This is a genomic window from Bradyrhizobium sp. WCU1 (assembly GCF_053474805.1).
Map to the genome: position 1 here is coordinate 801,309 of NZ_CM130280.1, position 23,956 is coordinate 825,264.

The window sequence follows — 23,956 nt, forward strand, 5'->3', positions numbered from 1 at the left end:
GTGGCGGACCGTATCCCTGCGAGGGAGGATGAACTGCAAAATCAGTCCCCGCCGATGCCTGACTTCAAGGCGTTATTCGAGGCGGCGCCCGGCCTCTATCTGGTGCTGACCCAGCCCGACTTCCGTATCGTGGCAGCAAGCGACGCCTATCTGCGTGCCACCAGGACCGAGCGCGCAGCGGTCCTCGGGCGCAACCTGTTCGAGATGTTTCCCGACAATCCGGACGATCCGGCCGCCGACGGCGTGCGGAACCTGCGCACCTCGCTCGAACGCGTGGTCCAGTTCCGCCGTCCCGACACCATGTCGGTGCAGAAATATGACATCCGCAAGCCCGAGTCGGAGGGCGGCGGATTCGAGGAAAAGTACTGGAGCCCGCGCAACACGCCGGTGTTCGGGCCGACCGGACAGTTCATCTACATCATCCATCGGGTCGAAGACGTCACCAGCTTCATCCAGCTGAAGCAGCGCGGCGCCGAGCAGGCCGAGCTGACCGACCGGCTGCGCGAGCGCACCGAGCAGATGGAAGCCGAGATCTTCATGCGCGCCCGCGAGGTCGAGGTCGCCCGCGAGCAGCTCGAAGCCGAGCAGAAGCTGCGCCAGGTGCAGAAGATGGAGGCCGTCGGCCACCTCACCGGCGGCATTGCCCATGACTTCAACAACATCCTGACCGTCATCACCGGCCTGATCGACATCCTCGCCGAAGCCGTCGAGCACGACGCCGCGCTGTCGTCGGTGACGAAAATGATCAGCGACGCCGCCTTCCGCGGCGCTGAGGTGACCAAGCATCTGCTGGCCTTCTCGCGGCAGCAGCCGCTGCAGCCGCGTGAAGCTGATCTCAATACGCTGGTGCAGGACACAGCAAGGCTCCTGCGTCCGTCGCTGGGCGAGCAGATCGAGATCGATACCGCGCTCGAGCCGGACGCCTGGCCGGCCTTCATCGATCCCAACCACATGGCGACCGCACTGCTCAATCTCGCCGTCAACGCCCGCGATGCGATGCCCGACGGCGGCAAGCTGATGCTGGAGACCAGCAACGTCATCCTCGACGAGGTCTATGCCGCGGCCAACCCCGATGTGCGCGCGGGTGAATACGTGATGGTCGCGGTCAGCGACACCGGCGGCGGAATCCCCGCGGCCATCCGCGACAAGGTGTTCGAGCCGTTCTTCACCACCAAGGACACCGGCAAGGGCACCGGCCTCGGGCTGAGCATGGTGTACGGCTTCATCAAGCAGTCAGACGGCCACCTCAAGATCTATTCCGAAGAAGGCCATGGCACGTCGATCAAGCTCTATCTGCCGCGCAGCATGGGCGACATGGTTGATGTCGAACCGCCGCCGGCGGTCGACACCCGCGGCGGCCATGAATCCATCCTGGTCGTCGAGGACGATCCGCTGGTGCGCAACTACGTCAGCGCCCAGCTCGAGCAGCTCGGCTACCGCACCATGGTCACCGCCAACGGCCCCGAAGCCTTGGCCGCCGTCGAGAAGGGCTTTGTCTGCGACGTGCTGTTCACCGACGTCATCATGTCCGGCGGCATGAACGGCCGGCAGGTCGCCGATGCCGTGACTGCCAAGCTGCCCTCGGTTCGCGTGCTGTTCACCTCCGGCTATACCGAGGACGCGATCATCCACCACGGCCGTCTCGACCCCGACGTGACGCTGCTGCCGAAGCCGTATCGCAAGGCCGATCTGGCCCGGATGATCCGCCAGGTGCTGACGCAGCCCCCCGCAGCAGCGGTAGCAGCCAAGTAAGGCGGCCCGCTCAGGACCAAAGCGCGGCTGGCTCCGGCATCATGCCTCTCCGCTCTTCTTGATCTGGTCGGCCGGCGCGGCGCATCCGGACAGGAACAGTGCCGCACAGGCCTTCGCGCGGGCTTCCATCTCGCTGTGCAGTGGCGCGGGCTTGTGCCCGAACATGACGTCGCGTTGCGGCTTGAACACGAGCATGCCGAGCAGCATGCCTGCGGCAGCCTCAGCATCATCGAGCACGATCCGCCCGCGCCGCTGCTGCACGCCGAGCCAGCTCGCCAGTGCGGCGATGGTCCGCTGCATCGCCTTCTCGTAGAACGTCTCGGCAATGTCGGGGAATTTGTCGCTCTCGGCCAGGATGATCCGTTGCAGGGCGATGACCTCGGCATCGAGAATGAGCTCGGCGCAGGTCAGCAAGGCGGTCTCCAGGGCTGCAGCGACGTTGCGGCCGTCGCAGGCGCCGAGATTCACGATGGAGACGAACCGGTCGACCCGGTCAGTCACCATGCCTTCGAACAGCGCCAGCTTGGTCGGGATCAGCCGGTAGAGGGTCTTGGTGGAGACGCCGGCGCGGCAGGCGACGTCGGCGATGCTTGCCGCCGCGAAGCCGCGCTCGGAGAACTCGCGCCGCGCGGCCTCGTAGATCAGCGCGCGCGTCTCGTCGTCGGAGCGGAGCTGCGGCCGGCCGCGGCCGCGCCGCTCCGGCACAGCCAGGTTCTGCTCAGTCTGAGCTTTGTCATTCCGGTTCATCGGCAAGCCATGCTTTTAGATGATGCCTGTCATTCTATTGACACTCCAAATATGGGGGATATTTTGGAAAACATCAAGTTTCCTAATTATCCCAGGCGACCTGGAGCGAAATCCGCAAGGTTTCCCAGAGGGATATAGAGCTTCCAGGAGCCACTGCCATGAGCCAGCATGAAACGTCTTTCAAGGCCGAGAGCCCGGTTCCGGCCGCAACCGCCAAGCAATTGGTCGCCAACCCGGAAACGGCCAAGCCCCCTGCCGCCAAGGGCAAGCTTCGCCGCCTCCTCCTCGCCGGCGCGGCCGCTGCCGTTCTCGCGGGCGGCGGCTGGTACGGCTGGGATTACTGGACGGTCGGCCGCTTTCAGGTCTCGACCGACGACGCCTATGTGAAGGCCGACAACACCACGATCGCGCCGAAGGTCTCCGGCTATCTCAGCGCGGTGCTGGTGGGCGACAACGAGCATGTGCGTGCCGGGCAGATCCTGGCGCGGATCGACGAGCGCGATTTCAAGGTCGCGCTTGATCAGTCGAAGGCCGACGTCGCTGCCGCCGAAGCCGCGATCACCAGCAAGCGTGCCCAGCTCGACGTGCAGCACTCGGTGATCGAAGCGGCACGCGCGACCCTTGCGGTGGATACCGCGACGCAGACCTTCGCGGAGCAGGAGAACAAGCGCTACACCGACCTCGCCGGCACCGGCTATGGCAGCGTGCAGAACGCGCAGCAGGCGCAGTCGCGCTACGCCAGCGCGCAGGCCGCTATCGCCCGCGACACCGCAAACCTCGCTTCCGCCGAGCGCCAGGTGGAGCTGCTCAAGGCCGAGATCGCCCAGGCGGTTGCGGCGTTGGGACGGGCCACCGCCCTGCAAAACCAGGCTGAGCTCAATCTTGGCTACACCACCATCACTGCGCCGATCGACGGCGTGGTCGGCAACCGCACGCTGCGCACCGGCCAGTTCGTCCAGGCCGGCACGCAATTGATGTCGCTGGTGCCGGCCACCGGCGCCTATGTGATCGCGAACTACAAGGAGACGCAGCTCACCAATGTCCGCAAGGGCCAGCCGGTCGAGATCGAGGTCGACATGTTCCCCGGCCAGGTCGTGCGCGGCCATGTCGACAGCCTGGCACCGGCCAGTGGCCAGGAGTTCGCACTGCTGCCGCCGGATAACGCCACCGGCAACTTCACCAAGGTGGTGCAGCGCATCCCGGTGAAGATCGTGCTCGACGCAACCAATGTCGATCTGCGGCCGGGCATGTCGGTGATCCCCTCCATTGCGACGCTTTCACATCCTGCCGAGCAGGCTCCGCAAGCCAAAGCCACGCCGAAGCTCGCTGTCGCCTCGTTCAAATAGGTGATGTCATGTCCGACCTCGCGCTCTCCTCCTCTGCCGCCGCGCCCCGCGCCGCCGTAGATCCCAATCGCGCAAGTGTGACCGTCTGGGTCTCGATCCTGGCGGCCATGATCGGCGCCTTCATGGCGATCCTCAACATCCAGATCACCAACGCCTCGCTGCTCAACATCGAGGGCGGCATCGGAACCGGCGTCGACAACGGTTCGTGGATCTCGACGTCCTATCTGATCGGCGAGATCGTGGTGATCCCGCTCACCGACTACCTCAGCCGGGTGTTCTCGTTCCGCAAGATCATGATCACCTTCGCCACGCTGTTCGCGGCCTTCTCGGTCGCATGTACCTTCACCCACGATCTGCCATCGATGATCGCGATGCGCGGCCTGCAGGGCTTCTTCGGCGGCGTGCTGATCCCGATGGCCTTCACGCTGGTGTTCACCAAGCTGCCGAAGGTGCAGCAGCCGATCGGGCTGGCGATGTTCGCGCTCGCTGTGACCTTTGCCCCGGCGATCGGCCCGACCATCGGCGGCTACCTGACCGAAAATTACGGCTGGCAGACCATCTTCTTCGTCAACGTGATCCCAACCGCGGTCATGGTCGCCACCCTCTCCTTCACGCTGGAGCGCCAGCCGATGCAGCTGCATCTGCTGCGCGAAGGTGACTGGCTCGGTATCATCACGATGGCGGTCGGCCTGTCGTCGCTGCAGGCGGTGCTGGAGGAAGGCAACAAGGACGACTGGTTCGGCTCGCCCTTCATCGTCAAGCTCGCAGTGATCGCCGCGGTCAGCCTGACCCTGTTCATCTGGATCGAGCTGGTCGTCGAGAAGCCGCTGCTCCGGCTGCGGCTGCTGACCCAACGCAGCTTCGGCTTCGGCACGATCTCGGCGGTGTTCGTCGGCTTTGCGCTGTTCGGCTCGGTCTATCTGCTGCCGGCCTATCTCGGCCAGGTGCAGCGCTACAATGCCGAGCAGATCGGCCAGGTGCTGGCCTGGACCGGCCTGCCGCAGCTGATCCTGATCCCGCTGGTGCCGAAGCTGATGCAGCGCTTCGATGCCCGGCTGATCGCGTTCACCGGCATGGCGCTGTTCGCGGTCTCCTCCTTCATGAACATCCAGATGTCGCTCGACTATTCTGGCGACCAGTTCTTCTATCCGAACATCGTTCGCGCGGTCGGCCAGGCGATTACGCTGGCGCCACTGTCCGCCATCAGCCTCGGCAGCGTCGCGCCGCAGGATGCGCCGGCGGCCTCCGGCATCTCCAACATGATGCGCAACCTCGGCGGCGCGATCGGCACCGCGCTGCTTTCGACCATTGTCACCAAGCGCGAGCAGTTCCACTCCAACATCATCGGCCAGTCCGTTCATCTCGGCCGCGACGAGGTGCGGACCCGGATCGCCGAGGTCACCAACTACTTCCTCAGCCACGGCGTCGCCGACCCCGCCACCGCGCACAGCCAGGCGATCGTGGCGATCGGCAACATCGTGAAGCGTCAGGCGCTGGTGCTCGGCTTCAGTGACGCCTTCGCCGTGATCGGCGTCGTGCTGGCGCTCGCTGCGATCGCGATCGTTCTGACCGGCAAGCCAAAGAGCGCGGCGGGCGGCGCCGGCGCGCATTGATCTCATTGATTACGATGTCCGGGGCGACGGCTTCAAGCCGTCGCCCGATTTTTAGCTCGCCTCGCGCAGCTTGAAGCGCTGGATCTTCCCGGTCTGGGTCTTCGGCAACGCCTCGACAAAAGCGATCGCGCGGGGATATTTGTACGGCGCGATCGTCGCCTTGACGTGATCCTGCAGCAGCTTGACCTCGACATCGTCACTGCGCGCGCCCTGCTTCAGTACGATGAAGGCCGAGACGATCTGTCCCCGCTCCTCGTCGGGCGCGCCGATCACGGCACACTCGGCGACATCGGGATGGCCGAGCAGCGCCGCCTCGACCTCGGGACCGGCGATGTTGTAGCCCGCCGAGATGATCATGTCGTCGGCGCGCGCCACGAACGACAGCCGGCCGTTTTCGTCGCTGACGAAGGCATCGCCGGTGATGTTCCAGCCGTCGCGGACATACTTCGTTTGTCTGGCGTCGGCGAGATAGCGGCAGCCGGTCGGGCCGCGCACCGCCAGCTTGCCGACCTGCCCCGCCGGCAGCTCGTTCATGTCCTCATCGACGATCTTCGCCTGGTAGCCGGTCACGGGCGTACCCGTGGTGCCGGCGACGGCGCTGCCGGCGCGGTTGGTGATGAAGATGTGCAGCAATTCCGTGCTGCCGATGCCGTCGAGGATCGGCTTGCCGGTCTTCCTGGTCCAGCTCTCGAACACCGGCGCCGGCAGCGTCTCGCCGGCGGAGACCGCGAGCCGCAGCGACGACAGGTCGGCGCCCTTGTCCATCGCCGCCATCATCGCCCGATAGGCGGTCGGCGCGGTGAAGCAGATCGTCGCCTTGTAGGTCTCGATGATCCGGATCATCTCGCTCGGCGCCGCGTTCTCCAGCAGCGTCGCGGTGGCGCCGAAGCGCAGCGGGAAGATCGCGAGCCCGCCGAGGCCGAAGGTGAAGGCAAGCGGCGGCGAGCCGACGAACACGTCGTCGGGCGTCACCTCGAGCACTTCCCTGGCATAACCATCAGCGACGATCAGGAGATCGCGGTGGAAGTGCATCGTCGCCTTGGGTTCGCCGGTGGTGCCCGACGTGAAGCCGAGCAGCGCGACATCGTCGCGGCCGGTCTTCACCGCATCGAACTTGACCGGCTTGTTCAGCGCGATCCGGTCGAGCTCAGCGTCATGATTGGAGGTGCCGTCGAAATTGACGACTTGCTTGAGGAATTTGCTGGTCTTGGCGCAAGCCACCAGCTCGTCGGCGATGCGGCTGTCGGTCAGCGCCAGCGCGATCTCGGCCTTGTCGACGATCTTGGACAGTTCGCCGGCGCGCAGCATCGGCATGGTGTTGACGACGACGGCGCCGGCCTTGGTCGCCGCGAGCCAGGCCGCGACCAGCGCCGGATTGTTGCCCGAGCGGATCAGCACGCGATTGCCGGGCTTGACGCCGTAATTCTCCACCAGCGCATGCGCCAGGCGGTTCGACCAATCGGTCAATTCCTTGTAGGTGCGCTGCCGGCCGTTGCCGATCAGCGCGATACGATCGCCCATGCCCTGCTCGACGATCCGGTCGGTCAGTTCGACCGCGGCGTTGAGATAGTCGGGATATTTGAATTCCGGCCGGTCGAGCAGCAGCTGCGGCCATTGCTGAAACGGCGGCAGGTTGCGCCGCGCGAAATCGTCGACATGCCCGGATGGGCCGAGCCCGGGAAATTCACCTGACATTCGATTGCCCCTCGCTTTCCATCCAGAAAGGCCAAAGACCAACGTCGAGACGACTGATATCGGGGACGCCCGGCAGCGTTCCAATCGCCAATCATTTTATACTTAAAATAATTTGGCGCAAGGGTAGATGTCGCGTGGAAATCACTCGGCTGTCGCCGGCGATCCCTCAGAGCCTCAGATCTGCGTGAGCTGCTTCAACCGCGCGACCATGTCCGACGCCGGGTCGGCGAGCGGCGCGATCGCGGTGAAATGATTGGCGTCGGGCACGATGCCGAACCGCGTGGCAACGCCCGCGCCGCCCCAGACATCGGCGATGGTCCGGCTCTGCCGGTGATATTCGGCGCTCTCGGCGCCACCAACCACCGCATCAAGCGTCGTGCCGGCAGGTGCTTTCCAGAGCAGCGGGCTCGCCGCCCTTGCTGCGTCGCGATCGAGGCCGAGCGCCTTGTTGATGGAGGTGCCGACCAGCGGCTCGAGCTCGAACAGGCCTGATATCGCGTAAGCAGCCCTGACCAGGTTCTTCGGCAACGACGCATCACAGGCGGGCCAATCGGTCGCCAGCATGCATGCGGCAAGGTGTCCGCCGGCAGAATGTCCCGACACGACCAGCTGCCGGCCGAGCTTCGCCAGTTCGCGGCACGCCGCACGCATCTCGCCGATGATGTCGCCGACCGAGACATTGGGGCACAGATCGTAGCTCGGCACCGCGACGCTGATGCCGTGGCCATTGAGGCCGCGCGCGCAATGGCTCGACGACGAGCCGTCGAGCGCCTGCCAGTAGCCGCCGTGGATGAACACGACGAGAGGCCCATCACGATCGCCCTCGAACAGGTCGATGAAGTTGCGCTCGCCCGGACCATAGCTCAGACGCCGCGGCGGATGCTGCTCGCGGTACGCCGCGGAGTCCCGCGCCCAGCCGGCCATGATCGCCGGGTTTTCCAGCACCCGCGCCCGGTTGTTGTATTCGACTTCGTAATCGATCCCGGCCACGGCGTTACGCGGTCCGCGCCTTGGCCGAGCGCTGCGCCGAGCCCTTGGCCTTGGCGAGCAGCCGCATCAGCTCGCGGATATCCTTCGGCGAGAGGTCGCCGAAGACATCGGCGATCCATTTCTCGTGTTCGGCCGCCATCTTGCGGAACTCGGCCCGGCCGGTCTTGGTCAGCCGGATGAACTGCACGCGGCGGTCGGTCTCCGAGGTGCGGCGATCGAGATGGCCCGATTCAACCAGGCGCTCGACCAGCCCGGTGACGTTGCCGTTCGACACCATCATCCGCTTCGACAGGTCCGACAGCGTCATGCCGTCCGGCACCTTGTCGAGCTGGGCCATCAGGTCGAAACGCGGCAGCGTGACGTCGAATTTCTCGCGCAGGCGGCTGCGCACCTCGCCTTCGATCAGCGTGGTGCAGGTCAACAGCCTCAGCCACAGCCTGAGCTCGGTGCCGTGATCGTCGGGCAGCTCGACGGCCTTGGTTTCGGAATCGAGGATCATGCTGCGATCATGCCTCCGCGGCGGGTTTCGGTCGGACCGATTGCTTTGAGCTTCAAGCAATTCGCGGTGTCCTGCAAGGACAATAGCGAATCCGGCCCGATGCACCGAGGCAATTCTGCAATTTCTTTAAACTTCAAGCAATTGGCGCGGCGCTTGCATGGCGCGCGACAGCGCCCGCGCAACCGGTAACCTGACGCGATGCCACATCGCTTGCAGCGGTCGCACGCGCCAGACTAAGCTGCGGCCAAGCTGGAAAGGCATCAAGACAATGCTTTGGGGGAGTGACATGAAGCAACTGACAAGACTCGCGGGATTGGCGGCGCTGCTGGGAATCGCGGCGAGCCCGGCGGCAGCGCAGGAAAAGATCAAGATCGGCGTGCTGGTTACGACCTCGGGACCTGCCGCGGCGCTGGGCCAGCAGGTCCGCGACGGCTTTGCACTCGCGGTCAAGGACCTTGGCGGCAAGATGGCCGGCCGGGATGTCGAGATCGTCAACGCCGACGACGAGCTCAAGCCCGACGCTGCGGTGGTCAAGGTGCGCGGCCTGCTCGAGCGCGACAAGGTCGATTTCGTGGTCGGCCCGATCTTCTCCAACATCCTGCTGGCGATCCACCGCCCGGTCACCGACAGTAAGACCTTCCTGATCAGCCCGAATGCCGGCCCCTCGAGCTTTGCCGGCAAGGAGTGCAACCCGTTCTTCTATGTGACGTCGTACCAGAACGACCAGGTGCACGAGATCCTCGGCAAGGTGGCGCAGGACCGCGGCTACAAGCGCGTCTATTTGCTGGTGCCGAACTATCAGGCCGGCCGCGACTCCGTCGCCGGCTTCAAGCTCGACTACAAGGGTGAGATAACAGAGGAATCCTACACGCCGCTGAACACACTGGATTTCCAGCCCGAATTGTCCAAGATCGCCGCGCAGAAGCCGGACGCGCTGTTCACCTTCATGCCCGGCGGCATGGGCGTGAACCTCGTGAAGCAATACAAGCAGGCCGGCGCCACCGTGCCGGTGCTCTCCGCCTTCACCGTCGACGAATCCACCCTGCCTGCGCAGCAGGACGCCGCGGTCGGCATGTTCGGCGGCGCGAACTGGGCACCTGACCTCGACAATCCGCAGAGCAAGAAATTCGTCGCCGCCTATGAGGCCGCATACAACGGCGTGCCCGGTACCTATGCCATGCAGGCCTATGACGCGGCGCTGTTGATCGACAGCGCGGTCAAGGCGGTGAAGGGCGACCTCTCCAACAAGGAGGCGGTCGCGGCGGCACTGAAGAAGGCCGACTTCACCTCGCTGCGCGGTAACTTCAAGTTCAACAACAACGGCTATCCGATCCAGGATTTCTATCTCACCAAGGTCGCGAAGCGGCCCGACGGCAAATTCCAGACCGAGATTGTCGAAAAGGTGTTCTCGAACTATGGCGACCGCTACGCCAAGGACTGCGCCGCGAAGTAAGACACAAAGCGTTTTCAAGCGAAGTGGACACCGGTTCGCGTGATGAAAGCGCCTCAAACAAAAGAGAGGGAAACATGACGAAAGACGAGATCGCCGGCATCACCCGCGCCAATGAAGGCATGCAGGGCATTTCCTGGAGCATCCTCGGCCAGACCTACGTGCCGAAGAGCCGCACCGAGCATTCGTTCTCCTGGCACGCCACCTTCCCGCCGGGCACCTTCGTGCCTCCGCACATCCATCCCGACCAGGACGAGTATCTCTACATCCTGGAGGGAAAGCTCGACTTCATGCTCGACGGTGCCGACGAATCCGCCACGCCCGGCGACCTGGTACGCCTGCCGATGGGCAAGCCGCACGGCATCTTCAACAAGTCGCAGCAAACTGCCAAGACGCTGTTCTGGGTGTCGCCGACCCGCCGGCTCTACGATCTGTTCTGGGCGATCCACAACATGAAGGAGCAGAACCCGGATGACGTGGTGCGGCTCGCCGCCGAGCACAACATCCACTTCCTGCCGCCGCCTCCGGCGTAGGACACTTCCCTAATTGCAGGCAGCCTAGCCGCATAAAGATGTCGTCCCTGCGAAAGCAGGGACCCATACGCCGCGGCGGATGTTGTGAACGGGATTCGTCATTCCAGCGTTGCGAAATGACGAACATTGGTGGTTATGGGTCCTTGCTTTCGCAGGGACGACACCGAATTTGTGGCGCGCGAGGCGATCGTTACTCCTACTGCCGCGCCACCACGCGGGCGGCGAAGCCGGCCTTGGCCGCGTAGCCGCGCACGATCGCCTCGCGCGCCTCGTAATTGAGGATGGTGTCGACGTCGGTAAAGCCCTGCGGCGCGAGCTGCTCGACGGCGTCGATCACACCCTCCGGCCCGCCGCGGCGGTTGGAGGCGACGATGTCGGCGGTCATCGGCAGCCGCTGCCGCTCATAGGCCGCGAGCGCCTGGCGCGGATGCTCGGATCGCGCCAGCATGTCGGCGAGGCATCGCGCATCGAGAATGGCCTGCGACGCGCCGTTCGAGCCGACCGGGTACATCGGATGCGCGGCGTCGCCGAGCAGCGTGACCCGTCCGCTCGACCAATACGGCAGCGGATCGCGGTCGCAGCACGGATACTCCCAGAACTCCGGCGTCGCGTTGATCAGGCCGGTGAAATCGACCTGCGGAATCGTGAAGCTCGCGACATAGGGCATCATCTCCTCGCGCCGGCCGAGATTGGACCAGCCCTCGCGGCGCGGCGGCGGCGAGGAGCCGTCGCCGATCCGCACCAGCACCGCCCAGTTGGTGAGCCGGCTTGCCGGGCTCGAGCCCGGCGCGATCGGGTAGATCACGGCCTTGGCGTTCAGCCCGCCGGCGATGATCATCGAGCGTCCGGTCAGGAAGGCCGGCCAGTCGGTAGCGCCGCGCCACAGCATCAGCCCGTTCCAGCACGGCCCGCCCTCGCCCGGGAACAGCGTCTCGCGCACCTTGGAGTGGATGCCGTCGGCGCCGATCAGGATGTCACCGCGCGCAGTGTGCACATGGGCGCCGCTGCGATCGAAGAAATAGGCCGAGACCCCGCCTTCATCCTGCGTGAAGGAGCCGAGCCGGCAACCGGTGCGGATCGCATCGGCGCCGAGACGGTCGATCACCGCCTGGTGGATCACGCTTTGCAGGCGGCCGCGATGGATCGAAAATTGCGGCACGTCGTGGCCGGCATCGAGCCCGCGCTTCTCATGCCAGACCTGCTGGCCATGCCGCGTCAGATAGAACAGCTCTGAGGTACGGATCGCGACGTCGTCGAGCCTGTCGAGCAGGCCGAGCCCTGCCAGCTCGCGGATCGCATGCGGCAAGGTGTTGATGCCGACGCCGAGCTCCCGGATCGTCTCCGACTGCTCGTACAGCTCGCAAGCGATGCCGCGCGCGCGCAGCATCAGCGCTGTGGTGAGACCACCGATTCCGCCTCCGACGATAATCGCCTTCATCGTCCTTACTCCACTCACACAGGACGTTTTACGCTTTGGTCTAGGGTCGCACGCCCGCTTGTGCGGCCGCAAGCCAGTTTGTCGTCCCCACTTTCGTCGAATCCTTGCCGTCTCGCCTTAGGATTAACAGCGGCTCAGCATACTCTCTTCTAAATCCGTCACCCCCGCGCAAAGGCTTCGCCTTTGCCGCTGGAGGAGCGGCGGAGCGGCGTCTCGAAGGGTCGACGGCCACCGGCCGGGCCGTGCATCCTTCGAGGCTCGCCCAGCGGCGCAATTGCGCCGCAAGGCTCGCAGCTCAGGATGACGGGACCAACAGGATTGCGCCTCCGTTAATCCGGCACCACCGCGATGGCCTGGATTTCTACCTTGGCGCGATCCTCGATCAGGCCGGCAACCTGGATCGCGGTCATCGCCGGAAAATGCCGGCCGATGACGTCGCGATAGACCGCGCCGATCTCCTTCAGCCGCGCGGAATATTCCTTCCGGTCGAGCAGGAACCAGGTCATCGACACGATGTGCTCGGGCCTTGCCCCGCCGGCGGCGGCGACGGCTGTGATGTTGCGCAGGGTCTGGCCGATCTGTGCCACGAGATCGTCGGTCTCGAACACGCATTGCCCGTTCCAGCCGATCTGGCCGGCGATGAAGAGCTGCTTGCCGCGCGCGGCCATGCCGTTGGCGTAGCCGATCGGCTTGGCCCATCCATCCGGCTGCAGGATCTCGATCATCTCAATTGCCCTCGAAGGCGGGTTTCTGCTTGGCGGCGAAGGCCTCGAAGGCGCGGCGGAAATCGCCGGTCACCATGCAGATCGCCTGCGCCTGCGCTTCGGACTCGATCATCTCGTCGACGCCCATCGCCCATTCCTGGTTGAACATCGTTTTCGTCACGCCGTGCGCGAACCACGGTCCATCCGCGAGCGAGCGCGCCATCTCATGCGCCGCGGCGGCGAGCTCGGCCGCTGGCACCAGGCGGTTGTGGAAGCCCCATGCAAAACCTTCGTCGGCGCTCATCGCGCGGCCGGTGTAGAGCAGATCGGCGGCATGACCCTGCCCGATCACCCGCGGCAGCAGCCCGCAGGCACCCATGTCGGCGCCGGCAAGGCCGACGCGGGTGAACAGGAATGCGGTCTTGGCCTGCGGTGTCGCCAGCCTGAGGTCGGACGCCAGCGCCAGCATCGCACCGGCACCGGCGCAGATGCCGTCGATCGCGGCGACGATGATCTGCGGGCATTTGCGCATCGCACGCACCACCTCGCCGGTCATCCGGGTGAAGGCGAGCAGGTCCGGCATCGCCATCCGCGTCAACGGCGCGATGATCTCGAACACGTCGCCGCCGGAGCAGAAATTGCCCTCGGCGCCGGTCAGCACGATGGCGCGAACGTCGGAAGCGTATTTGAGGTTGGTGAAGAGGTCGCGCAGCTCCTCGTAGGATTCGAATGTCAGCGGATTCTTCTTGTCCGGCCGGTTCAACGTGATGGTCGCGACCCGGCCGCTGGCATCGGTCGACCAGCGGAAGTGCTTCGCGGGATAATCCTTGAACGGACGGAGCTTTGCTTTCATCTCGGACATGATTTCTTCCTTCACCCGGTAAAGACCTCGCCGCCGGCAACCGCCACGGCTTGTCCGTTGATTGACGATGCGCCCTCGGAGGCGAGCCAGAGGATGGCGTCGGCGACTTCCTCCGGCGTCACAAGCCGCTGCATCGGATTGACTTTTGCGAGCGCGGCCCGCGCCTCCTGCTCGCTGCGGCCGGTCTTGGCGACGATGTTGGCCGTGGCATCCGCCACCAGTGGCGTATCGGTATAGCCGGGGCAGACCGCGTTCACGGTGACGCCGCGCCGGGCATATTCCAGCGCCAGCGAACGGGTCAGGCCAACGACGCCGTGCTTGGCCGCGACATAGGCCGAGACGTAAGCGTAGCCGGTGAGGCCCGCGGTCGAAGCCACGTTGATCACGCGGCCGCGGCCGCGCTGCGCCATGTCGGGCAGCACGGCCTGCGTCACCAGGAACACGCTGGAAAGGTTGCTCGCCAGCATATCCGCCCATAGCGCCGCACCCGTCTTGTCGAACGGCGCGCTGCCGGCCTTGCCGGCATTGTTGACGAGGATATCGATCGGACCCGCCTCGGCCGCGATCTGCGCGATACCTTTGGTCACCGCAGCCTCACCGGTCACGTCGATCGACACGACGGCGCCGGCGTGCTTGCCGAGCGCCGCCGCGGTCGCCTTCAGCGCATCGATCCGACGCCCCGCAATGCTGACACGTACCCCGGCGTTCGCCAGTGCAATCGCCGTGGCAGCACCGATGCCGGACCCGGCGCCCGTGACCAGCGCATGTGCGTTGGGCCAGAAGCTCATCATGCCTTCCCTCCGGCGGCCGCGCGTTCGAGATTGGCCTCGTATTGCGACTTGCCCGACAGATACTGTTTCGGCCAGGCGATCTGCTTGATGCCGATCTTGGCGGCCTCGTGCAGCGTCCAGGCCGGATCGGCGAGGTGCGGCCGCGCGATGGCGCAGAGATCGGCGCGGCCGGCGGCGATGATCGAGTTGGCGTGGTCGGCCTCCGAGATCGCGCCGACCGCGATGGTGGCGATGCCGACCTCGTTGCGGATCTTGTCGGCGAACGGCGTCTGGTAGAGCCGGCCATAGATCGGATGGTCGTCGGCCCAGACCTGGCCGGACGAGCAATCGATCAGGTCGGCGCCCGCCGCCTTGAACAGCTTTGCAAAGGCCAGCGCATCCTCCGGCGTGTTGCCGCCCTCGGCCCAGTCGTGACAGGACAGGCGGACCGACATCGGCTTGTCCTCCGGCCACACCGCACGGATGGCACGGAACACCTCCAGCGGATAACGCGCGCAGTTCTCGATCGATCCGCCATACTCGTCGGTGCGGCGGTTGGTCAGCGGCGAGAGGAAGCTCGACAGCAGATAGCCGTGGGCGCAGTGCAGCTCCAGAATATCGAAGCCCGCGCTTGCGGCGCGCCGGGCGGCGGCAACGAACTGGTCGCGCACCTCATCCATCTCGGCGCGGCTCATCGGCTCCGGGATCTGGCCGTCGGGCAGATAAGGCACCGGCGAGGCCGACACCAGTAGCCAGTTGTGGTCCGGCAGCGGTTCGTCCATGCCCTCCCAGGCGACGCGGGTCGAGCCCTTGCGGCCAGCATGGCCGAGCTGAATGCCGATCTTCGCTTCCGAATTGCGATGCACGAAGTCGACGATCCGCTTGTATGCCGCCGCCTGCTCATCGTTCCACAGCCCGCAGCAGCCGGGCGTGATCCGCGCTTCCGGCGAGACGCAGGTCATCTCGGTGAACAGGAGACCGGCGCCGCCGAGCGCGCGGGAGCCGAAATGCACGAGGTGGAAATCGTTCGGCACGCCCTCTTCCGCTGAATACATCGCCATCGGCGAAACGATGATGCGGTTGTGCAGCGACAGGCCGCGGATGTGGAACGGCGTCAGCATCGGCGGCGTGACGCGGTCGTTGGTGGCAGGCACGCCACTACGCTCGGCGAACCAGCGCTCATAGCCCTCGAGCCAGGTCTTGTCGCGCAGCCGCAAATTCTCGTGGCTGATCCGCTGCGAGCGGGTCAGCAGCGAGTACATGAACTGCTCCGGCTCCAGCGTATCGGCATAGCGCGAGCCGACCACCTCGAACCATTCCATCGCGTTGCGCGCGGCATTCTGGATCCGCGCCACATCGACGCGGCGCAGTTCCTCGTATGCCTTCAGCACCGCGGGGATGCTGTCCTTGGTCGCGCCGTGGATCTTGAACTGGTTGGTGAGCTCGATCGCGTCCTCCAACGCGAGCTTGGTGCCCGAGCCGATCGCGAAATGCGCGGTATGGGCGGCATCGCCCATCAGCACGACATGGCTGTTGCCGTTGAACGCAGTCCACTTGCCGCAGATCAGCCGCGGGAACGACAGCCAGGCCGAACCGCGCAGATGCCGCGCGTTGGAAACCAGATGATGACCCTCGAGGATTTCGGCGAATACGTTCTCGCAGAACGCGATCGACTCCCCCTGCTCCATCTTGTCGAGGCCGTGGGCGAGATACGCTTCCTCGGTGGTCTCGACGATGAAGGTCGCCGCGCCCTCCTCGAACTTGTAGATGTGCGCCTGGAACCAGCCGTGCTCGGTCTTGCGGAAATCGAAAGTGAAGGCGTCGAACGGGCGGTTGGTGCCGAGCCAGATATAGCGGTTCGGCCGCATCAGCATGTCGGGCTGGAACGCCTCGGTGTATTTGGCGCGGATCTTCGAGTTCACGCCGTCGCACGCCACGATCAGGTCGGCATCGGGGAATTCGAGATCGGAATTGACCTCGCGCTCGAAGATCAGTTCGACGCCGAGCTCCTCGGCCCGCGCCTGCAGGATGTTGAGCAGCCGCTTGCGGCCGATGCCGACGAAGCCGTGCCCGGTGGTGCGCATCCGCCGGCCCTTGATCAGGACCTCGATGTCGTCCCAGTGGTTGAAGGCCTGCTCGATCGTGTCTGATGTGACCGGGTCCCATTTGCGCATGTTGTCCATGGTCGCATCGGAAAACACCACGCCGAAGCCGAACGTGTCGTAGGGCCGGTTGCGCTCGACCACCGAGATCACGTGCGAGGGATCCAGCATCTTCATCAGGATGCCGAAATAAAGCCCGGCCGGCCCGCCTCCAATGCAAACGATGCGCATGGCGTTCTCCCGTTGGCTTCGGCGGCTGGGGCAGGTTCTTCCCGCTAGCCGGTACGGCATATTATTTTATACTTAAAATATTTGTCAAGGGCCGGCTCGGCCCGGTCAACTCCGTCATTCCGGGGCGACGCAAAGCGTCGAGCCCGGAATCCATCAGGCCGCACCAATGGCGGCGAAATAGATTCCGGGTCCTCGCTTCGCGAGCCCTCAGGTGCGCAATTGCGCACCGGGGAATGACGATGGGGAGAGAACAGGCCGCGCGTCGCGGCCCTCAATGCACCGCGGCGTACAGGATCTTGTCCTGGGTCGCGTCCGCGGCGTCGAACTCGGCGACGATGCGGCCGGTGCGGGCGACCAGGATGCGGTCGGAGACGGCGAGGATCTCCGGCAGGTAAGACGAGATCACCACCACCGCCTTGCCCTCGTCGGCGAGCCGGCGGATTTCGCCGTGGATGTGCGGGATCGTGCCGACGTCGACGCCGCGCGTCGGCTCGTCGAAGAAGATGATCGACGGCTCCTGCACCAGCGTCTTGGCCAGCACCACCTTCTGCTGGTTGCCGCCGGACAGCTCGATGATCCGCGCCTTGCGCTGCAATGCGCTGATCTTGAGCCGGTCGACCCAGTAACTGGCGAGCTTGCTGCGCTTCGCACGCGACAGCAGCAAGCTCCAGCCCTTCCTTGTGGCGAGGCTGCCGAGATAGACGTTGTCGTCGACCACCATGGTCTCGAAGAAGCCGTTGGCCTTGCGGTCCTCGGTGATGTAGGCGATGCCGTCATTGATCGCCTGCCGCGGCACGCGGTAGCGGATCGGCTTGCCGCGCAGCCTTATGGTGCCGCCATTGACCAGATTGCGCTTCAGCGCGCCGTAGACGATCTTGGCGATCTCGGTGCGGCCGGAGCCGATCAGGCCGGCGATGCCGACCACCTCGCCGGCATAGACCGAGAACGACATGTTCTTGACCGCCATGCCCATGGTGACGTTCTCGACCGTCAGCACCTTCTCACGGCGCTGATGGGTCTTGGCCTTGCCGCCATAGACCGCCTGCGCCACCTCGCGGCCGACCATGTGCTGCACCAGCGCGTCGCGGGTGAGTTCTTTGGCGGGCGCCGTGATCACCAGCTTGCCGTCGCGCAGCACGGTGATGCGGTCGGCGATCTGCAGCGATTCCTCCAGCGCATGCGAGATGTAGATGATGGAGACGCCGCGGGCGCGCAGGTCGCGCACCAAATGGAAGAAGTGGACGATCTCCTCCGGCGTCAGCGAGGCGGTCGGCTCGTCGAAGATGATGATGCGCGCCTTGTTGTAGATCGCGCGCGCGATCTCCACCATCTGCTTCTTGGCGGTGCCGAGCAGCGCCACCGGGGTCGCCGGATCGACGTGGAAATTCAGCGACTGCAACAGCTGCTGGGCCTGGATGTTCAGCGTGCGGAAGCGCGTCAACAGCTTCTCGTTGCCGAGCTCGATGTTCTGCGCCGCGGTCATGGTCGGCACCAGGCTGGTCTCCTGGTAGACCATGCAGATGCCGGCATCGAGCGCGTCGCGCGGCTGCTCGAAATTGGCCGGCTTGCCGTCGAGCAGATAATCGCCGGAGGTGAGATTGATCGCGCCCGCGATCGCCTTGCACAGCGTGGACTTGCCGGCGCCGTTCTCGCCGACCAGCGCATGCACCTCGCCGGGATAGAGATCGAAATTGACACCCTCGATGGCGTGAACGCCGCCATAGATCTTGGAGCCGTTGCTGATCCGCAGCACCGGCTCGCGGGCTGCGGAGGGGGTCGCGGTCGCCGCCTGCATCACGCCGTCATTCATCGCAGCTCTCCCGTATAGCGCAGCAGCCGTCCCGCGCCGCGCGCGGCGATGACGATGCCGGACGGCACCGCACAGGCGGCGGTGATGCCGTGGAAGCGGCCGCCGGCGCGACTGTGCAGGCTGTCGCTGGCCTCGCCTTCGGCATCGAGATGCACCAAGAGGCCGTAGGAGCGCGGCGGCGCCCATGGCTTCTGGATGCCGAGCGCCTTGACGCTGCCGATCTGCATCGGCTCCAGGCAATCGCTGCCGCCGACCAGCGCCGGCGCCACCCAGTATTCGGGCGGCATCGTCGCCATCATCTCCTCGCGGAAATCGTCTTCCTTGAGCACGAACTCGATCAGATGGGTGCGGCGCGCGAACATGCCGAGCAGGAACCCACCATGGCCGTCCGGATGCAGCCGCGCCGGATAGCCCGGCATGTTGGCGGCGACGGTCTCGCGCGGACCAAGCCCGCTGCCGCCAAGCGCGAAGCGGCTGAGGCCATGCGCCCAGCTCTCGGTGAGCCACAGGCTGTTGCCGTCGGCCGACACCATCACCCCGTAGGGATATGGCAGGTCGCGCAACAGCACCTGCGGATTGTCGAGCCCGGCGCCGCAGCTGATCAGGCGGCCATTGGCGCGCTTCTCCATCAGATCGTGCCGCCACTCGCTCGGGCGACGGCCGGCACTGCCTTCGACGGCATAGATGCGACCATCGGGCGCCGCCGTGACCGACAACAGCCCGACGAGCGCGCTGCCGCCGGCCGACTCCAGCCAGCGCGGCGCGGGCTTGGCGGGATCGATCGCGGCAAGGCCCCTGCCCGCGACGCAGACCAGAAGCCGGCCGTCCGGATGCAGCGCAAGCCCGCCGGCATCATCCTCGAATTCGGCGACAATCGCGCGCGTCGCGAAATCGCTGCCGCTGAGCTTCAGCACTTGTCGGCCGGCGGAGACATAGATCGCGCCATCGCCGGCGGCGATCACGTCGTCGACGCCCGGCAGCGGCTCGCCGATCGGCACGGCGGTATCGAGCCGGTCGTTCGGGCTGAGCGCGCCGTCGAGCGGCGGGATCGCGTTCTGGCCGCCGTCGCGGTCGATGACGCTGCGGATATCGCGCAGCAGATGATCGAAGAATCCCATTATGTCGTCACCCTGCTTTTGGCGCCCCAATAGGCGTCGTAGCCGGTCCAGCTGTCGTCGACGCCGTCGAGCTTGATGCGGCCGATCCGGTTGTTCTCGAGGCCGCCGAGATAGAGATAGCCCTGGTGCTCGCGCATCGAGGTCAAGGTCGAATGCGAGATGCCGGTCGGATCCCACCACGATTCCAGCGCCTCGCCCTTCTCGTTGAACTTCAGCACGCAGCCATGGTTCAGCGCGGGCGCCAGCCATTCGTCGGTCGGCACCTGCTTGACCATGCGCAGGCGGAAGCCGGGTTTTCGCGCGGCAAGGTCGAAGGTCGGGGTGCGGATGCCGACCAGCGCCAGCCAGTAGGTGCCGTCGGAGGCGCGGTTGATGTTGTCGGGATTGCCCGGCAACTCGTCCATCAGCACTTCGGTCTTGCCCTTGTTCGGCCCGTCGATCCAGTGCCGGAACACCTTGCACAGCGAGGTCGACGCGATCAGGATCGACTTGCCGTCATGCGAGACGCAGATCCCGTTCGGGAAATAGAAGTGGTTGATCACGGTGCGCGTGGTCTTGGTCGCCGGATCGTAGCAGACCACGCGGCCGTTCGGCCGGCCCTCGAGGATGTCGAGGGTGTTGGTGGTCATCTCGTAGCGCGTGGTGCAGTCGCTGAAATAGATCTTGCCGTCGGGCGCGATGTCGAGGTCATCGGCCATGCGCAGGCGCGAGTCGTCGTTCAGCTTGTACCAGGTGCGGTTGGTCTCGTCGGTGACCTTGAAGATGCGGCCGTCGGGCGCGACGCCGTACACGCCCATGCCCGCCACCGCGACGATCAGGTTCTCGTCGCGATCGAACTGCATGCCGAGCGGCCGGCCGCCGATATGGGCAAACACCTCGCGGGTCTTGAAGTCGGGCCCGGAGAAGCGGATCACATTGCCGTCGCGGGTCGAGCCGTAGAGCCGGCCCTGGCGGTCGAGGATGACGTCCTCGGGGCCCTCGACCTGATCGACGCCGATCGCCTGCGCGTTGATCAGCCGGTCGTTCTGCGCATAGGGCGATGCTGCGCCCGGCTGCACAGCCGGCGCCGAGGCCAGCGGCACGAAGGCCGGATTGACATAGATCTTCTGGATCGCCTTGCCGCGGTTCTTCGACCATTTGACGTCGATGCCGACGGCGGCGAGCAGGATCATGCCGGTCACCGCCGAGGTGACGTAGCCCGGGATGCCCATGCGCACGAGGCCGTTGATCAGGAGGAAGATGATCAGCGCGCCGATCATCGCCCGCCATACCGTGCCCTTGCCGCCGGCCAGCGACACGCCGCCGAGCACCACGGCGGTGAGCGCCTGGAATTCCCACCCCACACCGGTGGTGGAATCCGTCGAGGCCTGCCGTGCCGCATAGAAGATGCCGCTTGCCGCGCACAGCGTGCCCGACAGCACATAGGTCATGAACAGCATCAAGCGAACCCGGATGCCGGCATGACGTGCCGCCTTGCGACTGGCGCCGATCGCGGTGAGATGCCAGCCATAGCGCGAGCGCGACAGGAAGATGTGGCAGATCAGCAGCACCACGAACAGCGTCGCCGCATTGACGGGAATGCCGAGCACGCTGCCGCCGCCGATGAAGTCCCAGGCGTCGCTCTCGACCGAGTTGGTCGCGAACACCTGGGCATAGCTGGTGTTGAGCAAATTGACCGAGGCGCGCAGGATGATCAGCGTCACCAGCGTGGTCAGGAACGGCCGGGTCTTGAGGAATCCGATCAGGAAGCCGTTGATGCTGCCGAGCAGCGCGCCGACCAAAAGCGTCGCCGGCACCGCAAGGCCGACCGGCCATTCGCGCACCAGGAGGAAATACAGCGCGGCGAAATTGCACAGCGCGAAGATCGCGCCGACCGACAGATCGATGCCGCCGGTGACGAGGCAGAATCCCATCGCCAGCGCGACGAAGCCGAATTCGGCGAACAGCCGCAGCAGCGACACCGAATTCTGCACCGAGGCGTAGTCGGGAATGGTGAGCGCGAAATAGGCCCACAGCCCGATCATCACGGTGAACGGAACGACCGGCTCGAACCACTGTTTCAGCAGCAGCTCCGACAGCAGGAGCCGGGGTGAGAACCGCCGCACCGATGCGGCAAAGGAATCAACGGCCATCGACATCGTCAAAGCACTCCCTCGATCCGGTTTCACGTGTCCGGATTCTGATCCTTGATACAGCCGGCGCGGGAATGCCCCCCGCGCCGGCTGCCTCGCGCCTTGTTAGTTTTTCTTGGGTAGCGCGAAACAGGTGCCGCCGAGCGAGGCGTTCGACTTATCGATCCAGATCGGCCGCGTGTAATAGGACAGGTTCTTGGTGCCGGGCTTGTCGCCGGACATCAGCAGCGTCTCGGCCGCGAACATCAGATCGTGGCCCTGCTCGGTCGCCTTGTAGCTCAGGAACTTGCTGAAATTGCCTGACGTGACCTGGTCGCAATCGAGCTGCGAGCCCTCGCCCGAGGCGAACACCTTGACGTCGTCGATCTTGCCGGCATTGCGGATCGCCTGCGCGGCGCCCGATTCCATGATGCCCCAGAAGCCGATCGAGGCACAGAGATCGGGATGCTGCTGGATCACGGTCGCGGTGATGTTGAGCGCGGTGTTGGCGTCCCAGTTCGCCGCCTGGTTCGACACCACCTTGATGTTGGGATCCTTGTTCAGGACGTCCATGATGGCGCCGACCTGGTCGACGCTGGCGGCCGCGGTCAATTCGCCCTGCACGATCTGCACCTTGCCCGACTTGCCGGAGCCGGTGCCGCAGGCCTTGACGGCTTCGTTGGCGAGCATTCGGCCGATCTCACGCCAGTCGACGCCGACGAAGGCGCCGGACTTGTAGTTCGAGGCCATGTTGACCTGGATCACATGCGTGCCCTGGGCCTCGGCGCGCTTGAGATCCTTCATCAGCAGCGTCACGCTCGGGTTCTGCACGATCAGGACATCGGGCTTCTGGTCGACCAGCGCGGTCAGCGCCTGCTGCATGGCGGACGGATTGTTGTTGGGATCGCGCACGACATATTTCATGCCGCGCCACTCGGCCTCTTCCTGCACCACGCGGCCCCATTCATCCGACAACGGCACGCCGAGCGCGATCGGCAGATAGGCGACGGTCTTGCCCTGCAGCGACTTGTCGTAGGCGGCGCGCAATTCGCGCCCGGCCTTGGTGCCTTCCTCCTGCGCCGATGCCGCGAACGGCATCGCGGCAACCGCCACGCCGGCGAGCAGGATCGTCCAGAACTTCGTCGTCTTCATCGTCTCCTCCACAAGAAAATGCTTTTGATTGATTTGGATTTGTTTTGATTGGCGCGAAGCGCTAGTCGCCTTGGTTCAATCGCCTTGTTTCAGTCCCCTTGCCGCGCGGTCTCCTCGTCGCGGGGATGCAGCCAGTTGTCGAGCACGATCGCGGCCAGCAGCACCACGCCCTTGATGATGTTCTGCACCTCGCTGTTGACGTCCATGATGGTGAAGGCGTTGAGCAGCGTGCCGATCAGGACGCAGCCGACCACGACGCTGAACACGCTGCCGCGGCCGCCGATCAGGCTGATGCCGCCGATCACGACGACCAGCACGACGTCGAAGATCATGGTCCCCTGCGTGATCGCCATCTGCATGCTGCCTGTCGTGCCGACCCAGACCAGGCCTGCAATCCAGGCGAGCACTGCAACCAGCACGTGCTCGAGCACGATCAGCGGCCGCAGCGGAATGCCGGTCAGCCGCGCGGCTTCCGGATTGTCGCCCTGCGCATAGATGAAGCGGCCGACCGAGGTGCGCGACAGGAACAAATGCATCGCAATCGCACAGGCCGCGAACACCAGGATTGGAACCGGGATGCCGAACAGCCGTCCGGCGCCGAGATACATCAGGCCCGGCGCGTCCTTCGGCGCGTAGACCACCCAGGCTGGCGCGATCCAGAACGCGAGGCCGTAGATCACGAAACCTGCGGCGAGCGTCACGAACAGCGCCGGAGCCTCGACGAAGGCGACCATCACGCCGTTGACGACGCCGATCAGCACCGCGATTGCCAGCGCCAGCAGCACTGCGGTGAAAACCGGCATCCCGTTCTGCATATAGATCAGCGCGATCGCCCAGGAACCCGCCATGATCGCGACCTCGGAGAGGTCGATGCCGCGGCTGATCACGATCAGCCCCATGCCGAGGCCGAGCACGCCGAGGATGGAAATACTGCGCAACAGATTGAGCAGGTTGGAGACGGTGGCGAAACCGTTCAGGGTCAGGCCGAATACGACCAGAAGCGCGATCGTGATCAGGAGCACGATCTGCTCCT

19 protein-coding genes are annotated in these 23,956 nt (G+C 65.2%); 5 read left to right on the forward strand and 14 right to left on the reverse strand.

All coding sequences use genetic code 11. The annotated features are described in order from the left end of the window. The first annotated feature begins 54 nt into the window (after positions 1-54). Complete coding sequence (locus tag ACTUWL_RS03700; RefSeq protein ID WP_021082109.1) at positions 55-1,752, forward strand: ATP-binding protein; 1,698 nt, start codon at positions 55-57, stop codon at positions 1,750-1,752. Between the two features lie 39 nt (positions 1,753-1,791). Here ACTUWL_RS03700 and ACTUWL_RS03705 read toward each other — a convergent pair whose 3' ends face one another. Beyond that, positions 1,792-2,499 (reverse strand): TetR/AcrR family transcriptional regulator, encoded by a 708-nt coding sequence (locus ACTUWL_RS03705; protein WP_021082108.1) that lies wholly within the window; start codon positions 2,497-2,499, stop codon positions 1,792-1,794. Positions 2,500-2,657: 158 nt separating this feature from the next. Here ACTUWL_RS03705 and ACTUWL_RS03710 point away from each other — a divergent pair, with 158 nt between their 5' ends. Continuing rightward, positions 2,658-3,845 carry an HlyD family secretion protein gene (locus tag ACTUWL_RS03710; protein ID WP_021082107.1) on the forward strand — a complete coding sequence of 396 codons (1,188 nt, stop codon included), beginning with the start codon at positions 2,658-2,660 and terminating at the stop codon, positions 3,843-3,845. 8 nt (positions 3,846-3,853) lie between these two features. Beyond that, on the forward strand, positions 3,854-5,458 hold the full coding sequence (locus ACTUWL_RS03715; protein ID WP_021082106.1) for an MDR family MFS transporter: 1,605 nt from the start codon (positions 3,854-3,856) through the stop codon (positions 5,456-5,458). A 51-nt stretch (positions 5,459-5,509) separates the two neighbouring features. Here the strand turns inward: ACTUWL_RS03715 and ACTUWL_RS03720 are convergent, their stop codons facing one another. The 3 genes from ACTUWL_RS03720 to ACTUWL_RS03730 all read right to left on the reverse strand — a co-directional run bounded on the left by ACTUWL_RS03720 (position 5,510) and on the right by ACTUWL_RS03730 (position 8,642). Beyond that, the gene (locus tag ACTUWL_RS03720) at positions 5,510-7,153 is read right to left on the reverse strand and encodes a benzoate-CoA ligase family protein (RefSeq protein WP_021082105.1); all 1,644 of its coding nucleotides are present in this window, start codon (positions 7,151-7,153) and stop codon (positions 5,510-5,512) included. A 174-nt stretch (positions 7,154-7,327) separates the two neighbouring features. Further along, positions 7,328-8,143, reverse strand: a complete 816-nt coding sequence (locus tag ACTUWL_RS03725; RefSeq protein WP_021082104.1) for an alpha/beta hydrolase — start codon at positions 8,141-8,143, stop codon at positions 7,328-7,330. Between the two features lie 4 nt (positions 8,144-8,147). After that, positions 8,148-8,642, reverse strand: coding sequence for a MarR family winged helix-turn-helix transcriptional regulator (locus tag ACTUWL_RS03730; protein WP_021082103.1), 495 nt, complete (start codon positions 8,640-8,642; stop codon positions 8,148-8,150). Between the two features lie 286 nt (positions 8,643-8,928). Between ACTUWL_RS03730 and ACTUWL_RS03735 the strand changes: the two genes are divergently transcribed. Beyond that, a complete protein-coding gene (locus ACTUWL_RS03735; protein WP_035653414.1) occupies positions 8,929-10,095 on the forward strand; it encodes an ABC transporter substrate-binding protein in 1,167 nt (388 codons plus the stop codon). A gap of 74 nt (positions 10,096-10,169) precedes the next feature. Continuing rightward, the gene (locus tag ACTUWL_RS03740; protein WP_021082101.1) at positions 10,170-10,625 is read left to right on the forward strand and encodes a cupin domain-containing protein; all 456 of its coding nucleotides are present in this window, start codon (positions 10,170-10,172) and stop codon (positions 10,623-10,625) included. Positions 10,626-10,821: 196 nt separating this feature from the next. Here the strand turns inward: ACTUWL_RS03740 and ACTUWL_RS03745 are convergent, their stop codons facing one another. From ACTUWL_RS03745 to ACTUWL_RS03790, 10 genes are all read right to left on the reverse strand, one after another. Further along, positions 10,822-12,063 (reverse strand): flavin-dependent oxidoreductase, encoded by a 1,242-nt coding sequence (locus ACTUWL_RS03745; RefSeq protein WP_021082100.1) that lies wholly within the window; start codon positions 12,061-12,063, stop codon positions 10,822-10,824. A gap of 329 nt (positions 12,064-12,392) precedes the next feature. Continuing rightward, positions 12,393-12,788: a RidA family protein gene (locus ACTUWL_RS03750; protein ID WP_021082099.1), complete on the reverse strand. Its 396-nt coding sequence runs from the start codon at positions 12,786-12,788 to the stop codon at positions 12,393-12,395. Between the two features lies 1 nt (position 12,789). Further along, complete coding sequence (locus ACTUWL_RS03755; RefSeq protein WP_021082098.1) at positions 12,790-13,629, reverse strand: enoyl-CoA hydratase family protein; 840 nt, start codon at positions 13,627-13,629, stop codon at positions 12,790-12,792. Positions 13,630-13,640: 11 nt separating this feature from the next. Then, positions 13,641-14,420 (reverse strand): SDR family NAD(P)-dependent oxidoreductase, encoded by a 780-nt coding sequence (locus ACTUWL_RS03760; RefSeq protein ID WP_021082097.1) that lies wholly within the window; start codon positions 14,418-14,420, stop codon positions 13,641-13,643. Beyond that, positions 14,417-16,732 (reverse strand): bifunctional salicylyl-CoA 5-hydroxylase/oxidoreductase, encoded by a 2,316-nt coding sequence (locus tag ACTUWL_RS03765; protein ID WP_021082096.1) that lies wholly within the window; start codon positions 16,730-16,732, stop codon positions 14,417-14,419. Before ACTUWL_RS03765 ends, ACTUWL_RS03760 begins: the two co-directional genes overlap by 4 nt. Before the next feature lie 271 nt (positions 16,733-17,003). Further along, positions 17,004-18,542: a sugar ABC transporter ATP-binding protein gene (locus ACTUWL_RS03770; RefSeq protein WP_021082095.1), complete on the reverse strand. Its 1,539-nt coding sequence runs from the start codon at positions 18,540-18,542 to the stop codon at positions 17,004-17,006. Beyond that, on the reverse strand, positions 18,539-19,660 hold the full coding sequence (locus tag ACTUWL_RS03775; RefSeq protein ID WP_021082094.1) for an SMP-30/gluconolactonase/LRE family protein: 1,122 nt from the start codon (positions 19,658-19,660) through the stop codon (positions 18,539-18,541). Before ACTUWL_RS03775 ends, ACTUWL_RS03770 begins: the two co-directional genes overlap by 4 nt. Further along, complete coding sequence (locus ACTUWL_RS03780; RefSeq protein ID WP_021082093.1) at positions 19,660-21,798, reverse strand: ABC transporter permease; 2,139 nt, start codon at positions 21,796-21,798, stop codon at positions 19,660-19,662. Before ACTUWL_RS03780 ends, ACTUWL_RS03775 begins: the two co-directional genes overlap by 1 nt. Before the next feature lie 99 nt (positions 21,799-21,897). Then, complete coding sequence (locus ACTUWL_RS03785) at positions 21,898-22,923, reverse strand: sugar ABC transporter substrate-binding protein (protein WP_021082092.1); 1,026 nt, start codon at positions 22,921-22,923, stop codon at positions 21,898-21,900. Between the two features lie 89 nt (positions 22,924-23,012). Then, the gene (locus tag ACTUWL_RS03790; RefSeq protein ID WP_299108383.1) at positions 23,013-23,945 is read right to left on the reverse strand and encodes an ABC transporter permease; all 933 of its coding nucleotides are present in this window, start codon (positions 23,943-23,945) and stop codon (positions 23,013-23,015) included. Between the last annotated feature and the right edge of the window lie 11 nt (positions 23,946-23,956).

Coding starts and splice junctions, on each gene's coding strand:
- ACTUWL_RS03735 (WP_035653414.1), top strand. CDS start 8,929: ATGAAGCAACTGACAAGACTCGCGGGATTGGCGGCGCTGCTGGGAATC.
- ACTUWL_RS03760 (WP_021082097.1), bottom strand. CDS start 14,420: ATGATGAGCTTCTGGCCCAACGCACATGCGCTGGTCACGGGCGCCGGG.
- ACTUWL_RS03705 (WP_021082108.1), bottom strand. CDS start 2,499: ATGAACCGGAATGACAAAGCTCAGACTGAGCAGAACCTGGCTGTGCCG.
- ACTUWL_RS03765 (WP_021082096.1), bottom strand. CDS start 16,732: ATGCGCATCGTTTGCATTGGAGGCGGGCCGGCCGGGCTTTATTTCGGC.
- ACTUWL_RS03715 (WP_021082106.1), top strand. CDS start 3,854: ATGTCCGACCTCGCGCTCTCCTCCTCTGCCGCCGCGCCCCGCGCCGCC.
- ACTUWL_RS03780 (WP_021082093.1), bottom strand. CDS start 21,798: ATGTCGATGGCCGTTGATTCCTTTGCCGCATCGGTGCGGCGGTTCTCA.
- ACTUWL_RS03720 (WP_021082105.1), bottom strand. CDS start 7,153: ATGTCAGGTGAATTTCCCGGGCTCGGCCCATCCGGGCATGTCGACGAT.
- ACTUWL_RS03700 (WP_021082109.1), top strand. CDS start 55: ATGCCTGACTTCAAGGCGTTATTCGAGGCGGCGCCCGGCCTCTATCTG.
- ACTUWL_RS03740 (WP_021082101.1), top strand. CDS start 10,170: ATGACGAAAGACGAGATCGCCGGCATCACCCGCGCCAATGAAGGCATG.
- ACTUWL_RS03785 (WP_021082092.1), bottom strand. CDS start 22,923: ATGAAGACGACGAAGTTCTGGACGATCCTGCTCGCCGGCGTGGCGGTT.
- ACTUWL_RS03770 (WP_021082095.1), bottom strand. CDS start 18,542: ATGAATGACGGCGTGATGCAGGCGGCGACCGCGACCCCCTCCGCAGCC.
- ACTUWL_RS03710 (WP_021082107.1), top strand. CDS start 2,658: ATGAGCCAGCATGAAACGTCTTTCAAGGCCGAGAGCCCGGTTCCGGCC.
- ACTUWL_RS03775 (WP_021082094.1), bottom strand. CDS start 19,660: ATGGGATTCTTCGATCATCTGCTGCGCGATATCCGCAGCGTCATCGAC.
- ACTUWL_RS03750 (WP_021082099.1), bottom strand. CDS start 12,788: ATGATCGAGATCCTGCAGCCGGATGGATGGGCCAAGCCGATCGGCTAC.
- ACTUWL_RS03755 (WP_021082098.1), bottom strand. CDS start 13,629: ATGTCCGAGATGAAAGCAAAGCTCCGTCCGTTCAAGGATTATCCCGCG.
- ACTUWL_RS03745 (WP_021082100.1), bottom strand. CDS start 12,063: ATGAAGGCGATTATCGTCGGAGGCGGAATCGGTGGTCTCACCACAGCG.
- ACTUWL_RS03730 (WP_021082103.1), bottom strand. CDS start 8,642: ATGATCCTCGATTCCGAAACCAAGGCCGTCGAGCTGCCCGACGATCAC.